Genomic DNA, 18,502 nt, shown 5'->3' with positions numbered 1-18,502 from the left:
GGCTTCGGCCCGGCGCCCTTTCGCGTTGCTAGCCTGACGACATGGGTGGATCTCGCAGCGGATCGGTCATCCGCGACCTGTTCCGCACCGTCACCGACGTCCTGCGGGGCGGCCGGACCTCGGAGCACGCGCCGTCTCAGGAAGCTGAAGCGTCGGCAGGGTCGGCCTCGCGGACCATCGAGATCGACCCGCGCGACGCCCACGATCTTCGCCTCACCTACGCACCCGACCCCGACGGCGATCCCGATGCGGGCGAGATCGTCTGGACATGGGTGCCCTACGCCGAGAACGACGGCCGCGGAAAGGACCGACCGGTGCTCATCATCGGCAGACAGGATGCCGCGCACGTGTACGCCGTGAAGCTGACGAGCAAGTCCCACGATGGTGACCGCGACTTCCTGCCACTCGGAACGGGGGAGTGGGACCCCGCCGGACGCGCATCGTGGGTCGATGTCGACCAGCTCTACAGCGTGCCGGTCGACGGCATCAGACGCGAGGCGTCAGCGCTCGACATCGATCGGTTCACGACGGTGGCCCGCGCGCTGCAGGTGCGCTACGGCTGGGACGCCGGTTCCTGATGTTCGCCTGGCTGCGGCGACTGCTCGGCGGACGCCGTGCTCGGGCCGCGAAACCCACGGCGGCACGGCGCGAGGCAGGTTTCGACCGCGTCACTCTCACGTGGGAGGTGCCCCAGCCGCAGAGCAGGTCCGTGCACATCGTCTACGCCCCTCGGCGTGACAGGCTTCCGGATGCCGGTGAGGTGGTGTGGGCGTGGGTGCCCTTCCAGGAGAACCCGGCGGACGGCAAGGATCGCCCGCTCCTCGTCATCGCGCGTCACGACGTGCAGCGGGTGTATGCGCTCAAGCTGACATCGCGTCCGCCCCAGGGGCGGCGCGACCACGTGTCGATCGGGGTGGGCGCGTGGGACAGGCAGGGGCGCGAGTCGTGGGTCGACCTCGACCAGCTCTACAGCGTGCACCACGGCGGCGTGCGGCGGGTGGGCGCGGCACTGGACCGACGCACGTTCGCGGCCGTCGGTCGTGCCCTTTCCGCCCGCCACGGGTGGCGATTCGAGGGGTAATCGGACATCGTCCCGGAGACGACGAAACCCCCGCCGTGGCGGGGGTTGTTCGGTGGGCGATACCAGACTCGAACTGATGACCTCTTCCGTGTGAAGGAAGCGCGCTACCAACTGCGCCAATCGCCCGTAGCTCCTGAGGAGCCGACACCCGATGCTACCCGATGCGGGCACGCACGCCGAATCGACGGAGAGACACGCGCGGGGCGCGCTCGGTTTTGCACTTCGTCGCGGGTGGGCTAAAGTCGATCAAGCGCCCGGGGCAACCAGGGAGCACGCGGATGTAGCGCAGTTGGTAGCGCATCACCTTGCCAAGGTGAGGGTCGCGAGTTCGAGTCTCGTCATCCGCTCGAGTGCGGGGATTCCCTTTCGGGGGAATCACGACACGTGGGTCGAACCACAAACGGTGGCGTGGCCGAGCGGCTAGGCACCGGCCTGCAAAGCCGTTTACACGGGTTCGAATCCCGTCGCCACCTCGCTCACAACTGAACAGCCTTTATAGGCGCGATTGGCGCAGCGGTAGCGCGCTTCCCTGACACGGAAGAGGTCACTGGTTCGATCCCAGTATCGCGCACCACCTCAAACCCCCGGCCCGCCCGGGGGTTTCGTGTTTCCGGGCGTGGGCGCCCCCGCCGGGCTAGGCTCGGCGCATGACCCATCTCGTGCTCTCTGTGGTCGGCGACGATCGCACCGGTCTGGTCAGCGCGCTCGCAGACGCCGTGGCAGCGCACGGCGGCAACTGGGAACGCAGCGAACTCGCCGAGCTCGCGGGCGCGTTCGCCGGCATCGTGCTCGTCTCCGTTCCCGATGCCCGTGCGGCCGAGCTCACCGAGGCGTTGCGCGGTCTCGACGGACTCCTGCGGGTCACGACGCACACGGGCACCCCCGCGACGTCGCCCTCTGGCCGGTCTTTGACATTCACTGTGCTGGGCAACGATCGCCCAGGGATCGTGCGCGACGTCACGACCGCCATCAGCGCCCACGCGTTGAGCATCGACGGTTTCACGAGTCGCACTCTCGAGGCGCCCATGGCCGGCGGCACCCTGTTCGAGGCGACCGTCACGGTCCGCATGTCCGAGCACGCCGACGAGGCGCCTGTCATCACGGCCCTGGAGCGGCTCGCCGACGAGATCCAGGTCGACCTGAGCGTCGGATGACGACGACCGCGCTCCTCGAGCGGATACGCGCCGAACTGCGCGCGACAGCGGACCCCTCGCGCGCTCCCGGCCAGCAGGCGTACATGAAGTCGGATATGCCCTACCTGGGGGTTCGGGTTCCCGACGCGCGACGCATCACGCGCGCCGCCGCCCGAGGAGTGGAGAACCCCGACCACCTCCGTGCCGCGGCTCGGGAGATGTGGGATGCCGCGACCCACCGCGAAGAGCGCTACGCCGCTGAGGCACTGCTGACGATGCCTCCCGTCCGCGGCGACCTGGCATCCGTTCCGCTCATCGAGCACATGGTGCGCTCGGGCCGCTGGTGGGACTTCACCGACGAGCTCACCGGGCGTATCGCCGAGATGCACGACCGGCACCCCACCGAAACGGCAGCCCTCGTCCGAGCCTGGAGCATCGACGACGATCTCTGGGTGCGTCGCCTCGCGATCCTGTCGCAGCTCGGCCGGCGCGAAAGGCTCGATCGCGACCTCCTCGCGGACGTCATCGCGCCCAGCATCCCGAGCGACGAGTTCTTCCTCCGCAAGGCCATCGGCTGGGCGCTGCGGGACTACGCGCGATTCGCGCCGGACTGGGTCGCGCAGTTCGCGGCAGAGCACCCTCTCAGCGCTCTCAGCCGGCGGGAGGCGCTCAAGCACATCTCCCGCTGACGAGGCACACCGTTCAGGCGCGAAGCGCGAGGGGGACGACCGCAGCCGCGACCGTCAGCGGCGCGGCGAGGAGTCCCCACAGCACGTAGCGCCGCCACGGCACCTCGACGCCGACCGCGTGCAGCCGCTGATGCCAGAGGAGCGTGGCGAGCGAGGCCCACGGCGTGATGAGCGGCCCCGCATTGACACCGACGAGGAGGGCCGCAAGGCGCTCAGGCGTGTCGGCGGCCGACTCGAGCGCAAGGTACGCGGGCAGGTTGTTGCCGACGTTGGCGGCCACGAGCCCGACGCCCGACAACCACCAGAGATCGCCGGCTCCGGAACCGTGGCCGGCGACCGCCTCGATGAACTGCCGGGAACCCGCGGCCTCCAGCGCGCCGACGACGAGGAACAGTCCCGAGGCGAACACGACGAGCTGCCAGGGGAGGAGTGAGAACGTGAGTGCTCTCGGCGACCGCCAGAGGAAGAAAGCGCCGAGCACGACGGCCGCCGCCGATGCGGGGATCCACGGTTCGAGTCCGCTCACCAGCAGAGGCATCATCACGCAGACGACAACGGCGGCGAAACGCAGTTGCAGCCGATCCGCGATCACCGGGGGCGCAGCGACCGTGAACCGTCCCGCGAGTTCACGGCGGTGCAGGACGAGAAGCAGACCCACCGTGACGATGACCGCAACGACCGCCGACGGGCCCAGCAAGAGCAGGAACGTGCCGGCGTGGGCGTCGTCGAGCTGATGCATCGCCAGCAGGTTCGTGAGGTTCGAGACGGGGAGGAACAGCGAGGCGGTGTTCGCGAGCCACACCGTGGCGAAGGCGAACGGCATCGGGCTGAGGCCGTTCGCCCGAGCGACGGCCACGACGACCGGCGTCAGCAGGACGGCGGTCGTATCGAGCGAGAGGAAGGCGGTCGCCAGCACAGCGAGCGCCACGACGGCGAGCCACAACCGCACCGTGCGGCCTCCCGCGAGCCGGGCAACGCGCGAGGCCACCACGTCGAACACTCCCGCCGCGGCAGCCAGTTCGGCCACGACCGTGACGGCCACGACGAAGAGCAGCACCGGCCACACCCGCTCACCGATGCCGAGCGCCTCCGCGGGACTGAGCACCCCCACCGCGACGGCGACACCGCCCGCGAGGAGCAGGGCGACACCGACGAGAGCGAGCTTCACGGCATCCATCATGGCCCGCGCCTACGCGCACGGGCGCACCGCCACGGCACGGGTGCGCGGCGGCGATAGACTCGGTGCATGGAACACCGCCGGAGCCTCGCCGCGGCCGTCGTCGCGCGCACCGGCACGCGAACGCTTCACGCCTGAGCGGGCGGGACGCTGACGCGTCCGAAGCTGAGCAGATCATTCCACCCAGCTGGACAACAGCGATTCTCTGGAGAAGCTCCTTTGACTGACGTCACCACCCCGTCGGACGTGTCCTATCCCGCCGACGGCTTCGCCCTCTTCCCCGACCGCTCCGTCATCGCGCTGCGCGTCAACGGCGAGCTGAAGGACCTCGCGACCGTCGTCGCGGCCACGGATGCCGTCGAGCCCGTGGCCATCGACAGCCCCGACGGGCTCGCCATCCTGCGCCACTCGACCGCACATGTCCTCGCCCAGGCCGTGCAGCGCATCCGTCCCCAGGCGAACCTCGGCATCGGCCCGCCCGTCGTCGACGGTTTCTACTACGACTTCGGAGTCGACGAGCCGTTCACCCCCGAGGATCTCAAGGCCATCAAGAAGGAGATGGAGCGGATCGTCCGCGAGGGGCAGCGCTTCGTGCGCCGTGTCGTCACGGACGACGAGGCTCGCGCGGAGCTCGCCGACGAGCCGTTCAAGCTCGAGCTGATCGGCCTGAAGGGCGGCACGAAGGAAGCCGCGGAAGGCGCGTCGGTCGAGGTCGGCGCCGGCGAGCTCACGATCTACGACAACGTCACCCGCGACGGCGAGACTGCGTGGAAGGACCTGTGCCGCGGACCCCACGTTCCGTCGACCCGCATCGTCGGCAACGGCTGGGACCTCACGCGCATCGCGGGCGCCTATTGGCGCGGCAGCGAGAAGAACCCTCAGCTGCAGCGAATCTACGGGACGGCGTGGGCCACCAAGGACGAGCTGCGCGCCTACCAGCAGCGTCTCGAGGAAGCCGCCAAGCGCGACCATCGAAAGCTCGGCAAGGAGCTCGATCTCTTTTCGTTCCCCGACGAGATCGGCTCCGGCCTCAGCGTCTGGCACCCGCGCGGCGGCATCGTGCGCGGCGAGATGGAACAGCACGCACGTCGGCGACACATCGAGGGCGGCTACACCTACGTCTACACGCCCCACATCTCGAAGGAGGATCTGTTCCTGACCTCCAACCACCTCGTGACCTACAAGGACGGCATGTTCCCGCCGATCCGGATGGACGAGGAGATCGACGCCGAAGGCAACGTCACCAAGGCCGGGCAGGACTACTACCTGAAGCCGATGAACTGCCCGATGCACATCCTCATCTACAAGGAGCGTGCGCGCAGCTACCGCGACCTGCCGCTGCGTCTGGCCGAGAACGGCACGGTGTACCGCAACGAGCTGTCGGGGGCTTTGCACGGACTCACCCGGGTGCGCGGCTTCACTCAGGACGACTCTCACCTGTTCGTCACGCCCGAGCAGCTCGAGGCGGAGGCGACCCGCGTGCTCGAGTTCGTCATCTCGATGCTGCGCGACTTCGGCCTCGACGACTTCGAGCTCGAACTCTCGATGCGAGACGACGAGAAGGCGAAGTGGATCGGTAGCGACGAGTTCTGGGAATACTCGACCAATGCACTCCGCAACGTCGCCGTGGCGAGTGGTCTGAAGCTCACCGAAGTCCCCGGAGAGGCGGCCTTCTACGGTCCGAAGATCGACCTCAAGACGAAGGATGCCATCGGCCGCACCTGGCAGCTCTCCACGGTGCAGGTCGACCCGAACCTGCCGGAGCGATTCGGCCTGGAGTACACCGGCTCCGACGGCGAGAAGCACCGCCCGATCATGATCCATCGGGCACTGTTCGGCTCGATCGAGCGCTTCTTCGCGATTCTGCTGGAGCACTACGCCGGAGCCTTCCCGGTGTGGCTCGCGCCCGTGCAGGTCGTCGGCATCCCCGTCGCGGAGGACTTCGCGCCCTACCTGGACGGCATCATCGACCGCCTCCGGTCGGCCGGCGTGCGCGCCGAGGTGGACCACTCCGACGACCGCATGCAGAAGAAGATCCGCACGCACACAACGCAGAAGGTTCCCGTCCAGCTCATCGCCGGCGCGCAGGACAGCGCGGCGGGAACGGTCTCGTTCCGGTTCCGCGACGGCTCGCAGACCAACGGCATCCCCGTCGACGAGGCGATCGATCGCATCGTCCGCGCGATCGCGGAGCACACACTCGTCAACACGGCGGAGGATCTCGCGTGACGGACGGCCTGGAAGACGCCGCGCGACTCGGCGGAGTTCCGGACGAGTTCCAGCGGCTGTGGACGCCGCACCGTATGGCGTACATCCAGGCCGGCCCGGAGGCCATGCAAGAGGAGTGCCCCTTCTGCGCGGCGCCCGCGCGATCCGACGCGGGCGGCCTGATCGTCGCTCGCGGTGAGACCGCCTACGTGCTGCTGAACCTCTTCCCCTACAACTCGGGGCACGTCCTGGTGTGCCCGTACCGGCACATCGCGACGTACGACGAGGCGACGCCGGAGGAAGTGGCCGAGATCGGAGCGCTCACGCAGACCGCCATGCGCGTGCTGAGGGAGGTCTCACGCTGCGATGGATTCAACATCGGCATGAACCAGGGCCGCGTCGCGGGTGCGGGTGTCGCCGAACACCTTCATCAGCACGTCGTCCCGCGGTGGGCCACCGACGCCAACTTCTTCCCGATCATCGCGAAGACCAAGGCGCTGCCGCAGCTTCTCGGCGAGGTCCGCGAGGCGGTCGCGTCGGCGTGGCCGCACGCGTGAGTCGACCCCGTGGTCTCAGCGCACCTGCGAGACGGCGAACTGCAGCCGAGGGTGCGCGTAGTACTCCTGGGCTTCGATGAGCTGAAGCTCGCGTTCGCCTGACTCATGGGTCGTGGTGAGCAGGTCGAAGACGCTCGACACCGTCTTCGCCAAGGCGCCTGCGGCGTCGCCCGTCGCGCGGTAGTGCGCCGTGAAGAGGGCAGCGGTCACGTCGCCGGAGCCGTTCGCCTTCATCGGGATGCGAGGGGTCTGGACGATCCAGGCACCGTCGTCGGTCACGGCGAGCATCTCGATCGTGTCGGCCGGACGGTCGGGACGTTCGACACTCGTGACGAGGACGGTGGACGGACCCATGGCGCGCGCAGCGTCCGCGGAGGCGAGCGTGGAGGCGAGGTCGCCCGGCTCGGTGTCGGTGAGGAAGCCCAGTTCGAACTGGTTCGGAGTGATGATGTCGGCCGCGGGGACGACACGCTCGCGCAGCAGTACGGGGATGGCGGGGGCCACGAAGCAGCCGCTCTTGGCGTTTCCCATCACGGGATCGCACGCGTAGACCGCCGACGGGTTGGCCGACTTCACGCGCGCGACGGCATCGAGGATCACGTCGGCGATGCCTTCGCCGCCCTGGTACCCGGACAGCACGACGTCGATGTCCGCAAAGGCGCCGCGCTCCTCGATCCCCGTGATCACGTCTCGCACGTCGTCGGGGCTGATGAGGGGCCCACGCCATGCGCCGTACCCCGTGTGGTTGGAGAAGTTCACCGTGTACACCGGCAGGACCTCGACGCCGATGCGCTGGAGAGGGAAGACGGCGGCGGAGTTCCCTACGTGACCGTAGGCGACGGCGGACTGAATCGACAGGATCTTCACGGGAAGATCATCCCACCCTTCGGGATTCGGTCGCCGACGCGACGGCGGCGACGAGGTCGGCGGCCATTCGGTCGGCGTCGGCATCGGAGAGGTCGTGGACGGTGAGACGCAGGCGCCGGGTCGCGGCGGCGTCGGCGAGGACGAACTCGTCTCCCGTGCGCGCGAGCCAGCCTCGACGCATGAGTTGCTCCGCCGCGGCGCGTGCGGGGACGGGGAGTTCGACCCACAGGTTGAGGCCATCGGCAGTCTTCGCCGGCAATCCGTGAGCATTCAGACGCTCGGCGAAGGCGCTGTTACGACGCGCGTAATGCGCGGACGCCGCACGGATGCCGTCGCGCACCGTCTCGTCGGTGAGGAGAGCGAGCACCAGACGCTGCAGGAGGTGACTCACCCACGTGGTGCCCGGGCTCAACCGCATCGCCAGCCGCTCCGCGGTGTCGGGGTCGGAGGCGGTGATGGCGAGGCACATGTCGGGCCCCAGGAACTTCGACACCGACCGCACGAGCGCCCACCGGCGGTGGTCCGGTCCGATGAGGGAGACGTACGGCGACGTGGAGAGGAGCGAGAAGTGGTCGTCCTCGATGACCAGGACGTAGGGATGGTCTGCGAGCACGCCGCGTAGCGCGGCGGCGCGACGGGCGGTGAGGCTCGCACCGGTGGGGTTCTGCGCCCGCGGCGTGCAGACGACCGCACGCGCTCCGGCATCCAACGCGGCGCGCAGACCCGCGACGGTCATCCCCTCGTCGTCGACCGGCACCGGTACGGGTCGGTACCCGCCGAGGCGCACCGTGTTCATGCTCGACAGGAAGCACGGATCCTCCAGGGCGACGGCATCGTCGCGCGTGAGCGTCTGCGCGAGCAGACGCTCGATCGCGTCGGAGGCTCCGCTGGTGATCGTGAGACGAAGGGAGAGAGCGGGATCGATCGACTCGCGCATCCAGGCATCCGCCCACTGCTCCAGCTCGCGGTCGATGACCGGCTCGCCGTAGAGCACGGGCCGCCCGGCGACCTGCGCCAGCGCTCGCGACAGGTCGGGGATCAGGTCGGGGTCGGGGTTGCCCGTGCCGATGTCGCGGAGCACCGAGTCGGCGGCGAATCCCTCCTGTGCGACGCGGGCCGGGTCGGCGATGGCGGTACCGCCGCGGCCGCGCGTGACGACCACGCCCGCCTGGGTGAGCTGTCGATACGCCGCGACGACGGTGTTGCGATTCACTCCGAGCCGATCGGCGAGACTGCGCACCGGGGGGAGGGGGTCGCCCGGTCGGAGGACACCGCGCTCCTGGAGCGTGCGAACGCTGTCAGCGATGTCCGCGGCCGAACCGCCGGTGATCTCTTCTGTCCGCGTCACCCTCCCGATCCTAGGTGGCGCACGACTCTGTCTGGACATGCTAGTTTTTGGCCTAGGTCAAACCCGAATGGAAAGGGACACATCGTGTCGGTCACCGGATCCTCCCGCGTCAAGCGCGGCCTCGCCGAGATGCTCAAGGGCGGCGTCATCATGGATGTCGTCACTCCCGACCAGGCGAAGATCGCCGAAGACGCGGGCGCCGTCGCCGTCATGGCGCTCGAACGGGTTCCCGCCGACATCCGCGCCGAGGGCGGCGTGTCGCGGATGAGCGACCCCGACATGATCGACGGCATCATCGAAGCGGTCTCCATCCCGGTTATGGCCAAAGCGCGTATCGGGCACTTCGTCGAAGCGCAGGTGCTGCAGGAGCTCGGTGTCGACTACATCGACGAGTCCGAGGTGCTCTCTCCCGCCGACTACGTCAACCACATCGACAAGTGGGGTTTCACGGTGCCCTTCGTGTGCGGTGCGACGAACCTCGGCGAAGCGCTGCGGCGCATCAACGAGGGTGCCGCCATGATCCGCTCCAAGGGCGAGGCCGGCACGGGCGACGTCTCGGAGGCGACGAAGCACATCCGCAAGATCCGTGGCGAGATCAACGCGCTCCGCTCGATGAGCAAGGACGAGCTGTTCGTCGCGGCGAAGGAACTGCAGGCGCCCTACGATCTCGTCGCCGAGGTCGCGGAGACCGGCACCCTTCCGGTCGTGCTGTTCGTCGCCGGCGGTGTCGCGACCCCCGCCGACGCAGCGATGATGATGCAGATGGGCGCAGACGGCGTGTTCGTCGGCTCGGGCATCTTCAAGAGCGGCAACCCGGCCCAGCGAGCCGCCGCGATCGTGAAGGCGACCACGTTCTTCGACGACGCGAAGGTCATCGCCGACGTATCGCGCGGCCTCGGCGAAGCGATGGTCGGGATCAACGTGTCCGACCTTCCCGCACCGCACCGCCTCGCCGAGCGTGGCTGGTAGCCCGCGCGTCGGCGTTCTCGCCCTCCAGGGCGACGTGCGCGAGCACCTGCGCGTGCTCACGTCGCTCGGAGCGGACGCCGTACCCGTGCGTCGGCCCGAGGAACTGGCATCGGTATCGGGACTCGTGATCCCCGGCGGTGAGTCCAGCGTCATCGACAAGCTCGCGCGCGCCTTCGGCATGCAGGGGCCCGTGCGCACGGCGATCGCCGAAGGGATGCCGATGTACGGAACCTGCGCAGGGCTGATCCTGCTGGCTGACCGGCTTACCGACGCCATCGCCGGTCAGGAGACGTTCGGCGGGCTCGACGTCACCGTGCAGCGCAACGCCTTCGGCACTCAGGCTGACTCGTTCGAGGTCGACCTGGACGTGCCGGCCGTCTCTGTCGCACCCGTTCATGCGGCGTTCATTCGCGCCCCCCTGGTCATCGACGTGGGGGAGGGAGTGGACGTGCTCGCCCGGCTGGCAGACGGACGCGTCGTCGCAGTGCGGCAGGGCAACCTGTTCGGCACCGCGTTCCACCCGGAGGTGACGGGGGAGACCGGGTTCCACGCGCTGTTCCTCGACGCCGTGCGCGCAGCCTGACCCTCCCGCGGATCAGCCGGGCCGCACGTCGCGGATCATTCGGCCGGACGGTCGACCAGCCGTCGGATGGTCGCGACGGTCCGATCGATGTCGTCGTCGGTCGTCGCCCACGACGACATCGAGCAGCGCAGCGTGGCCCGCCCCCGCCACTGGGCACCCGTGAGCACCGCCGTGCCGTCCGCCAGAATCGCCGATCCCAGTGCTCGCGTCGCGTCGTCGTCGGCGAGATGGAACATGACCTGCGTGTAATCGACCGGTGCCGCCAGCTCGACCCCCTCGATTTCGGCGACTCCCGCGGCGAAGCGCTCCGCATTCCCGTGGAGCCGATCCACGAGGTCGGCCACGCCGCGGCGGCCGAGGCTCCGCAGTGCCGCCCACGCGGGAATCCCGCGGCCCCGGCGAGAGAGCTCCGGACCGACGTCCCACGGGTCGAGACTCGCGTACACGAGGTAGTCGCCACCGGTGCGGAACATGGCGATCGCGTCGGCCGGATCGCGGATGATCGCCATGCCGCAGTCGTACGGAACGTTGAGGGTCTTGTGGGCGTCGGTGGTCCACGAGTCGGCGTCACCCGCGCCCGCCGTCAGATGGGCGAGGCGCGGCGAAGCCGACGCCCACAGCCCGAACGCGCCATCGACGTGCACCCACGCGTCGCGTGCCCGAGCCAGCGGAATCAGCTCCTCGAACGGGTCGAAAGCTCCCGTGTGCACCTCACCCGCCTGCAGGCAGACGATCGTGGCGGCGCCCGGGTCCGCTTCATCGAGCGCTGCGGCCAGCGCGTCCGGTCGCATGCGCCCGGCGTCGTCGGACGACACGACGATCAACTCGTCGGCTCCGATCCCGCAGAACCGGGCGGCGCGATCAATCGAGCCGTGGCGATCGGCGCCGACGATCAGTCGCACCGGCGGAGCACCCCGCAGACCGGATGCCGTCACGTCCCACCCGATACGGCGCAGCACAGCATGCTGCGCCGTGGCGAGACAGACGAAGTTGGAGACCTGCGCCCCCGTCACGAACCCGACGGCTGCGCCCGTGGGCAGCCCGAACAAGTCGCACATCCACTCGCCGGCGACGCGTTCGAGCGCCACGGCAGCCGTCGTCATGGTGCTCGAGCCGGCGTTCTGGTCCCACGCCGACACCAGCCAGTCCGCCGCGAGTGCCGCCGGGAGGGTGCCCCCGATGACGAAGCCGAAGAAGCGTCCGCCGGGGATCGCGACCAGACCCGGGTCGGCACCGGTGGCCAACTCCGCGATCACCTGTGCCGGGTCGAGGCCGACCTCGCCGAGCGGTCCGCCGAACACGTCGTGCATCTCTTCCAGCGTTGCGCGCGGCCAGACGGGCCGATCGTCCAACGACTCCAGGAAATCGATCGCGGCACGATGTGCCACCGCCAAGGCGCGTTCACGGTCGTCCATGCCAGGAAGTGTCCTCCCGTGCACGGTCTGATACAACGGGCCGCTGCGACGGGCCGCGGCGGCGCGGGGCACCACGGCATCCCCATAGACTGGACGCCATGTCCGGCCACTCCAAGTGGGCGACGACCAAGCACAAGAAGGCCGTCATCGACGCGCGTCGTGCCAAGTCGTTCGCCAAACTCATCAAGAACATCGAAGTCGCCGCCAAGCTCGGCGGTGCCGACCTCGCAGGCAACCCCACGCTGTACGACGCCGTACAGAAGGCGAAGAAGACCTCGGTCCCGAACGACAACATCGACCGCGCCATCAAACGCGGTGCGGGAATCGGCGGCGAGTCGGTCGAGTACACGACGATCATCTACGAGGCGTACGGGCCGAACGGCGTCGCGCTCATGATCGAATGTCTCACGGACAACAAGAACCGCGCCGCCGCCGAGGTGCGTACGGCCCTGTCGCGCAACGGCGGCACCCTCGCAGACCCCGGCTCCGTCGCCTACAACTTCCACCGCAAGGGCGTGCTGGTCGTCTCCGGTGAAGGCGTGAGCGAGGACAATGTCATGCTCGCGGCTCTGGAGGCCGGCGCGGAGGAGATCGAGCCGCACGCGCAGGGGTTCGAGGTCATCACCGACCCGTCGGACCTGGTGTCGGTGCGCAGTGCCATCCAGGAGGCGGGGCTGGATTACGAATCTGCCGACGTGGAGTTCGTGCCCTCGCTGAAAGTCGAGATCGACGCGGACACGGCGCGCAAGATCTTCCGCCTCATCGACGCGCTCGAAGACAGCGACGACGTGCAGAACGTCTTCAGCAACTTCGATCTGCCCGCAGACGTTCAGGCGGAGCTCGAGAACGACGAGTGAACTCACCGGGCATCGTCTCACCGCGTGCCTGACGACTGAGCGCAGACAGGCCGCGTAGCGTGAGGGGATGGCATCCGTCCTGCGCGTCCTCGGCATCGACCCCGGACTCACGAGGTGCGGCGTCGGCGTCGTCGACGTGAGAGCGGACCGCTCCGCCTCGCTCGTGCACGTGGGCGTCGTGCGCAGCGAACCCGACGCGCCCATTCACGAGCGCCTCGCCGTCATCGCCGCAGGGCTCCGTGCCGTCGTCGACGATCACGCTCCGCACGTCATCGCGGTCGAGCGTGTCTTCGCGCAGCAGAACCGCCAGACCGTCATGGGCACCGCTCAGGCCAGCGGCATCGCGCTGCTGATCGCGGGGGAGCGAGGGCTCCCGGCGGCGACGCACACCCCATCCGAGGTGAAGGCGGCGATCACCGGCTACGGCTCTGCCGACAAGCGCCAGGTACAGACCATGGTCGCGCGCGTGCTCCGTCTCGATGCTCTCCCGCAGCCCGCCGACGCCGCCGACGCGCTCGCCATCGCCCTGTGCCACGCGTGGCGGCGCGGCACGCCCGGTGCGGACCGCGGGTCCGACGCACTGACCCCCGCTCAGCGAGCGTGGGCGGATGCCGAGCGCCTCGCGCGCCGCTGAGCACCGCCGCCGCGTGTCGCTCGAACAAATGTCCGAACCGCATCGTAGGCTCGCCGCATGATCTCATCGCTGCGTGGCCGCGTGCTGCACCTCGACGCCGAGAGCGTCGTGATCGACGTGGGCGGAGTGGGTTTCGCCGTCGCCGTCACCCCGCAACTGGCCCGCGAGTTCCACGTGGGCGATGAGATCGTCATCCACACGACGCTGATCGTCCGCGAAGACGCGCTCTCGCTCTACGGATTCCGGGAGCGCGAAGAGCTCGTGGTCTTCGGCCAGCTCCTCTCCGTCTCGGGCGTGGGTCCCAAGTCGGCACTCGGAGTGCTCTCCTCCCTCACGGTGGCGCAGATCGCGACGGCAGTCGCCGCCGAAGACGACGCGCCCTTCCGCCGCGTATCGGGCATCGGGCCGAAGACGGCGAAGCTCATCGTGGTCCAACTGGCGGGGAAGCTGCACGCCGTTGCCGCAACCGCCACGGGGATCGCCGGCACGTCCGCACCTGCGCTCAGCAACCAGGTGGTGGCCGCGCTCGTCGCCCTGGGGTGGAACGAGCGCGTGTCCACGGACGCGGTCTCGACCGTCCTCGCAGAGTCGGACGAGACGGCATCTGTGCCGGCGCTGCTCAAGCTCGCCCTCGCGCACCTCGGTCCCGCACGTGCGGAGCACCCACGTGGCTGAACAGCGCGACCCGGCCTTCGTCGAAGACGAGAGTGAACTAGCGGTCGAAGGCGCGCTGCGCCCGACGTCGCTGGCCGAGTTCGTCGGCCAGCAGAAGGTTCGCGGGCAACTCCAGCTCCTCCTCGACGCCGCCCGCATTCAGCAGCGGCCGCCAGACCACATACTTCTGTCCGGCCCTCCCGGTCTCGGCAAGACGACGCTGGCCATGATCGTCGCCCATGAGAGCGAACGACCCCTGCGCATGTCGAGCGGACCGGCGATTCAGCACGCGGGAGACCTGGCGGCGCTGCTCTCGAGCCTCGTCCCCGGAGAGGTTCTCTTCATCGACGAAGTCCACCGCATGGCTCGGTCCGCCGAGGAGATGCTGTATCTCGCGATGGAGGACTTCCGGATCGACATCATGGTCGGGAAGGGCGCCGGGGCCACCAGCATCCCCCTCGATCTCGCACCGTTCACGCTCGTGGGGGCGACGACGCGTTCGGGCCTCCTTCCCAACCCTCTGCGCGACCGCTTCGGATTCACCGCACACCTGGAGTACTACGAGCCCGCGGAACTCGAGCTCGTGATCGCCCGTTCCGCGGGAATGCTCGGAGTCGACGTCCCCGCGGCGGCTCGCGCCGAAATCGCGCGGCGTTCGCGCGGAACGCCTCGCATCGCCAACCGCCTGCTCCGACGCGTGCGCGATTACGTCATCGTCCACGGCGGGCCGGGGCGCAACGCCGCGACGGAGGCCGACGTCGCCGCGGCCCTGGAGCTCTACGACGTCGACGCCATCGGTCTCGATCGTCTCGACCGTGCTGTGCTCGACGCCGTGATCCGGCGCTTCCGCGGCGGACCGGTGGGGCTCAACACCCTCGCGGTGACGGTGGGCGAGGAGTCCGAGACCATCGAATCGGTCGTGGAGCCCTATCTCGTGCGCATCGGGTTCCTCGGGCGCACACCCCGCGGGCGCGTCGCCACTCCCGAGGCCTACGCGCACCTGCGCGTTCCTCGTGCCGACGAGGCGCTGAGATTCGATGACCTATAATCACTGAAGGCTCTCGCCAGATCCCTTGTTGGCCGCTTCGCGCGGCATGCCCGTCGTGAAAGGCGCCCTTACTCCATGATCTTCGCAACGTCGCAGGACGCGCCCCAGATGGACCCGGTCTCCTCGTTCTTCGCCCAGTACGGAATGCTCCTCCTCCTGCTGGCTCTCATCGTGTTCATGTTCTGGAGCTCGCGTCGCCGCTCCGCGCGGATGAAGGCAGAGCAGGAGAGCAAGCAGCGGGCCATGGTCCCGGGAGTCAAGGTGCTTCTGCAGGGCGGCCTCTACGGCACGCTCGTGTCGTTCGACGCCGACGACCTCTCACGCCCCGCCATCATCGCGCTCGCGCCGGGTGTCGAGATCGAGGTGCACAGCCAGGCGATCATTCGCGTCGTCGAGGACGACGAGCCCGTCACCGAAGACGAGTACGTCGAGGCCGAGACGGATGCCGTCGAGGCCGACCCGGTTGCGGCTACGGACTCGGACGTCACCCCCGACGCCGACGACAAGCCCCGGGCCTGACACCGCTTCCGTCGTTCTCAAGAAGGACTCTCCGTGGCCGCTCCCACCCCTGTTCGCCATGCCTGGCGCGCCCTGACCGGACTGCTGGTGCTCACGGCGCTCCTGTTCGGGATCAACGCTCTCGGTGTCTACGTCTTCACGGACTCCGAGGGCAACCCCGGCAGCTCCTGGGCCCCCGAGCTCGCGCTCGACCTGCAGGGCGGCACCCAGATCATCCTTCAGGCCACCACTCCCGACGGCAATCCGCCGTCGACGGAGCAGATGGACCAGGCTGCGTCGATCATCCGTCAGCGCGTCGACGCGTCGGGGGTCGGCGAAGCCGACATCACGACGCAGGCCGGAAACCAGATCGTCGTGCAGGTGCCCGGTCAGGCCGACGAGGAGACGCGCAACCGGATCGAGGCATCCGCACAGCTCCAGCTGCGAGCGGTGCTCTACACGGGCACACCGGCGACGTCCTACGTCGGCGACGATGGGAACGAGACGCCGTACCCGAGCCCCGACCCGACCCTCAACGCGACCCCCACGGCCGAGCCCAGCAACGGCAGCGACCCGAGCTGGATCACCGACGCTCTCTACGCCGAATTCCTCGCGTACGACTGCACCAACCCCGACAACTCGCCGGCAACCGAACCGGCAGATCAGCCGCTCATCACGTGTCAGGACGACGGCTCTGCGAAGTACATCCTCGGACCCGTGGAACTGGATGGTTCGTCGATCTCGGACGCATCGAACGGCCTGAACACGCAGAACAACCAGTGGGCCGTCAACATCGTCTTCGACGGGGAGGGCACGGAGACCTTCGGCAAGATCAGCCAGCGGCTCTACGGCGCCACTGCTCCGCTGAACCAGTTCGCCTTCGTCCTCGACGGGTCGGTGCTCTCCGCACCGTCGATGAACGCCGTCATCCTCGACGGCAAGCCGCAGATCACCGGCAACTTCACGCAGGAGACATCGAAGGTCCTCGCCGACCAGCTGAAGTACGGGGCTCTCCCACTCAGCTTCGAGGTGCAGAGCTCCAACTCGATCTCGGCGACGCTCGGCTCGCAGCAGCTGCAGATCGGTCTCATCGCCGGGCTCATCGGACTCCTCCTGGTCGCGATCTACTCGCTCGTGGTCTATCGAGCGCTCGGCTTCGTCATTATCGCTTCACTCGTCGTCATGGGTGTTCTCACCTACATCACGCTGTGCATCCTGGCCTGGCGCATGGGCTTCCGTCTGTCGCTGGCGGGCGTCGCGGGACTGATCGTGACGATCGGCTTCACGGCCGACTCGTTCATCGTGTACTTCGAACGCATCAGAGACGAGCTCCGCGACGGGAAGTCGATCACGAGCGCCGTCGAAGACGGTTGGGGTCGCGCGAAGCGCACGATCTACATCTCCAAGTCGATCAACATCCTCGCCGCCGTCGTGCTGTACATCCTGGCCGACGCCACCGTGAAGGGCTTCGCGTTCACGCTCGGGCTCACGACGCTGATCGACATCGGCATCTTCATCCTCTTCACGCATCCGGTGCTGCAGCTGCTCGCGCGCACCCGGTTCTTCGGGGGAGGACACCCGCTCTCCGGTCTCGACCCCGAGGCGCTCGGCGCCGTCTATCGCGGCCGTGCGCAGTTCCGGGCTCCCGTCGACGCGGGCGGACGCAGTGCCGCCCAGCGCCGGGCGTCCAAGTCGCGCGGTGAGGCCGAACGCCGACAGACCATCGCGGAACGAAAGCTCGCCCAGCAGAGCAGCGATAGCCGCTCGACGACGGAGGGAGACGACTGATGCGCTCCATGAACGAGCTCGGTAACGACCTCTACACCGGCAAGACGTCCTTCCCGTTCGTCGGGCGGCGCCGCCTCTGGTTCATCATCGCCGCGGTGCTCGTGATCGGCGCGGCGCTCGTGCCCGTGTTCCGACCCGTGCAGTTCTCCATCGAGTTCACCGGCGGCTCGCAGTTCACCGTCAACGACGTGGCCTCTCCCGACCAGACGCTCGCGACGGAAGCCGTGCAGTCGGTCGTCCCCGGTGCCGCGACGAAGGTCACGACGATCGGCGACGACGCGGTGCGCGTTCAGACCGACCAGATGACCGACCCCGACACGCGTGCGGTCACCGCCGCTCTCGCGGAGATCTACGGCGTGGATCTGGACAGCGTGAGCTCGTCGTTCATCGGACCCAGCTGGGGCCAGGACGTCACCCGGCAGTCCCTGTGGGGTCTGGCGATCTTCCTCGCGCTGACCTTCATGATCCTCGCGATTTACTTCCGCACGTGGAAGATGTCCGTCGCAGCCATCATCGGCCTCGTCGACGTGCTCGTCATCACCGTCGGTGTGTACGCGGTCTTCGGATTCGAGATCTCGCCCGCGGCCGTCATCGGCTTCCTGACGATCCTGTCGTATTCGCTCTACGACACGACCGTCGTCTTCGACAAGATCCGTGAGAACACCCACGAGGACGGTGAGAAGTCCGGACGCACATTCGGAGAGTCCGTCAACCTCGCGGTGAATCAGACGCTGATCAGGTCGATCAACACGACGGTGGTCGCGGCGCTCCCGACCGGTGCGATCCTCTTCATCGGCGCCCTGTGGCTCGGTGCTCAGACCCTCACCGACATCTCGCTGTCGATTTTCGTCGGAACGATCGTGGCGGCCTACTCGACGCTGTTCGTGGCCGCCCCGCTCTTCTCGCTCATGCGGGAGAACGAGGCGGACATCCAGGCTCGCGATGCGCGCATCCTCGCCGCACGCGAGAAGGCTCTGGCGACGGCCTGAACGGGAG

General features: G+C 68.6%; 19 protein-coding genes and 4 tRNA genes. 18 read left to right on the top strand and 5 right to left on the bottom strand.

Going from position 1 to position 18,502, the window contains the following annotated elements:
• Positions 1 to 41: 41 nt before the first annotated feature.
• Positions 42 to 578 (top strand): type II toxin-antitoxin system PemK/MazF family toxin, encoded by a 537-nt coding sequence (locus P0Y48_03900; protein ID WEK14359.1) that lies wholly within the window; start codon positions 42 to 44, stop codon positions 576 to 578.
• Positions 578 to 1,081, top strand: coding sequence for a type II toxin-antitoxin system PemK/MazF family toxin (locus P0Y48_03895; protein ID WEK14358.1), 504 nt, complete (start codon positions 578 to 580; stop codon positions 1,079 to 1,081). Before P0Y48_03900 ends, P0Y48_03895 begins: the two co-directional genes overlap by 1 nt.
• Before the next feature lie 53 nt (positions 1,082 to 1,134).
• Here the strand turns inward: P0Y48_03895 and P0Y48_03890 are convergent.
• Positions 1,135 to 1,207: transfer RNA gene (locus tag P0Y48_03890), tRNA-Val, on the bottom strand.
• Positions 1,208 to 1,355: 148 nt separating this feature from the next.
• On the opposite strand from P0Y48_03890, the gene P0Y48_03885 reads away from it, so the two are divergent.
• The 5 genes from P0Y48_03885 (at position 1,356) to P0Y48_03865 (ending at position 2,903) form a co-directional block, all read left to right on the top strand.
• Positions 1,356 to 1,428, top strand: a tRNA-Gly gene (locus P0Y48_03885).
• A 55-nt stretch (positions 1,429 to 1,483) separates the two neighbouring features.
• A tRNA-Cys gene (locus P0Y48_03880) sits at positions 1,484 to 1,554 on the top strand.
• Positions 1,555 to 1,580: 26 nt separating this feature from the next.
• A tRNA-Val gene (locus P0Y48_03875) sits at positions 1,581 to 1,655 on the top strand.
• Positions 1,656 to 1,728: 73 nt separating this feature from the next.
• On the top strand, positions 1,729 to 2,235 hold the full coding sequence (locus P0Y48_03870; GenBank protein WEK14357.1) for an amino acid-binding ACT protein: 507 nt from the start codon (positions 1,729 to 1,731) through the stop codon (positions 2,233 to 2,235).
• Complete coding sequence (locus tag P0Y48_03865; protein WEK14356.1) at positions 2,232 to 2,903, top strand: DNA alkylation repair protein; 672 nt, start codon at positions 2,232 to 2,234, stop codon at positions 2,901 to 2,903. The genes P0Y48_03870 and P0Y48_03865 overlap by 4 nt, the downstream gene beginning before the upstream one ends.
• Positions 2,904 to 2,916: 13 nt before the next feature.
• Here P0Y48_03865 and P0Y48_03860 read toward each other — a convergent pair whose 3' ends face one another.
• Positions 2,917 to 4,080 carry an ArsB/NhaD family transporter gene (locus P0Y48_03860; protein WEK15003.1) on the bottom strand — a complete coding sequence of 388 codons (1,164 nt, stop codon included), beginning with the start codon at positions 4,078 to 4,080 and terminating at the stop codon, positions 2,917 to 2,919.
• A gap of 219 nt (positions 4,081 to 4,299) precedes the next feature.
• On the opposite strand from P0Y48_03860, the gene thrS reads away from it, so the two are divergent.
• Positions 4,300 to 6,309, top strand: a complete 2,010-nt coding sequence (gene thrS / locus P0Y48_03855; GenBank protein ID WEK14355.1) for a threonine--tRNA ligase — start codon at positions 4,300 to 4,302, stop codon at positions 6,307 to 6,309.
• Positions 6,306 to 6,845 carry an HIT domain-containing protein gene (locus tag P0Y48_03850; GenBank protein ID WEK14354.1) on the top strand — a complete coding sequence of 180 codons (540 nt, stop codon included), beginning with the start codon at positions 6,306 to 6,308 and terminating at the stop codon, positions 6,843 to 6,845. Before thrS ends, P0Y48_03850 begins: the two co-directional genes overlap by 4 nt.
• Positions 6,846 to 6,860: 15 nt before the next feature.
• Here P0Y48_03850 and pdxY read toward each other — a convergent pair whose 3' ends face one another.
• A complete protein-coding gene (gene pdxY, locus P0Y48_03845) occupies positions 6,861 to 7,712 on the bottom strand; it encodes a pyridoxal kinase PdxY (GenBank protein WEK14353.1) in 852 nt (283 codons plus the stop codon).
• A gap of 7 nt (positions 7,713 to 7,719) precedes the next feature.
• Positions 7,720 to 9,060 (bottom strand): aminotransferase class I/II-fold pyridoxal phosphate-dependent enzyme, encoded by a 1,341-nt coding sequence (locus P0Y48_03840; GenBank protein WEK14352.1) that lies wholly within the window; start codon positions 9,058 to 9,060, stop codon positions 7,720 to 7,722.
• Positions 9,061 to 9,189: 129 nt separating this feature from the next.
• On the opposite strand from P0Y48_03840, the gene pdxS reads away from it, so the two are divergent.
• Positions 9,190 to 10,029, top strand: coding sequence for a pyridoxal 5'-phosphate synthase lyase subunit PdxS (pdxS, locus tag P0Y48_03835; GenBank protein WEK15002.1), 840 nt, complete (start codon positions 9,190 to 9,192; stop codon positions 10,027 to 10,029).
• Positions 10,019 to 10,612, top strand: coding sequence for a pyridoxal 5'-phosphate synthase glutaminase subunit PdxT (pdxT, locus tag P0Y48_03830; GenBank protein WEK14351.1), 594 nt, complete (start codon positions 10,019 to 10,021; stop codon positions 10,610 to 10,612). Before pdxS ends, pdxT begins: the two co-directional genes overlap by 11 nt.
• A 35-nt stretch (positions 10,613 to 10,647) precedes the next feature.
• Here the strand turns inward: pdxT and P0Y48_03825 are convergent, their stop codons facing one another.
• Complete coding sequence (locus tag P0Y48_03825; protein ID WEK14350.1) at positions 10,648 to 12,027, bottom strand: aminotransferase class V-fold PLP-dependent enzyme; 1,380 nt, start codon at positions 12,025 to 12,027, stop codon at positions 10,648 to 10,650.
• Between the two features lie 98 nt (positions 12,028 to 12,125).
• On the opposite strand from P0Y48_03825, the gene P0Y48_03820 reads away from it, so the two are divergent.
• The 7 genes from P0Y48_03820 (at position 12,126) to secF (ending at position 18,495) form a co-directional block, all read left to right on the top strand.
• Positions 12,126 to 12,884, top strand: coding sequence for a YebC/PmpR family DNA-binding transcriptional regulator (locus tag P0Y48_03820; protein WEK14349.1), 759 nt, complete (start codon positions 12,126 to 12,128; stop codon positions 12,882 to 12,884).
• Between the two features lie 67 nt (positions 12,885 to 12,951).
• The gene (gene ruvC / locus P0Y48_03815; GenBank protein WEK14348.1) at positions 12,952 to 13,518 is read left to right on the top strand and encodes a crossover junction endodeoxyribonuclease RuvC; all 567 of its coding nucleotides are present in this window, start codon (positions 12,952 to 12,954) and stop codon (positions 13,516 to 13,518) included.
• A gap of 57 nt (positions 13,519 to 13,575) precedes the next feature.
• Positions 13,576 to 14,193, top strand: a complete 618-nt coding sequence (gene ruvA, locus P0Y48_03810) for a Holliday junction branch migration protein RuvA (protein WEK14347.1) — start codon at positions 13,576 to 13,578, stop codon at positions 14,191 to 14,193.
• Complete coding sequence (ruvB, locus tag P0Y48_03805) at positions 14,186 to 15,220, top strand: Holliday junction branch migration DNA helicase RuvB (GenBank protein ID WEK14346.1); 1,035 nt, start codon at positions 14,186 to 14,188, stop codon at positions 15,218 to 15,220. The genes ruvA and ruvB overlap by 8 nt, the downstream gene beginning before the upstream one ends.
• A 75-nt stretch (positions 15,221 to 15,295) precedes the next feature.
• On the top strand, positions 15,296 to 15,739 hold the full coding sequence (locus P0Y48_03800) for a preprotein translocase subunit YajC (GenBank protein WEK14345.1): 444 nt from the start codon (positions 15,296 to 15,298) through the stop codon (positions 15,737 to 15,739).
• A 33-nt stretch (positions 15,740 to 15,772) separates the two neighbouring features.
• Positions 15,773 to 17,506 carry a protein translocase subunit SecD gene (gene secD / locus P0Y48_03795; protein WEK14344.1) on the top strand — a complete coding sequence of 578 codons (1,734 nt, stop codon included), beginning with the start codon at positions 15,773 to 15,775 and terminating at the stop codon, positions 17,504 to 17,506.
• Complete coding sequence (secF, locus tag P0Y48_03790) at positions 17,506 to 18,495, top strand: protein translocase subunit SecF (GenBank protein ID WEK14343.1); 990 nt, start codon at positions 17,506 to 17,508, stop codon at positions 18,493 to 18,495. Before secD ends, secF begins: the two co-directional genes overlap by 1 nt.
• Positions 18,496 to 18,502: the final 7 nt, after the last annotated feature.

The sequence above is a fragment of the Candidatus Microbacterium phytovorans genome (assembly GCA_029202445.1).
GTDB classification, from domain to species: Bacteria; Actinomycetota; Actinomycetes; order Actinomycetales; family Microbacteriaceae; genus Microbacterium; species Microbacterium phytovorans.
This window is presented reverse-complemented; position numbering and strand designations above follow the sequence as displayed.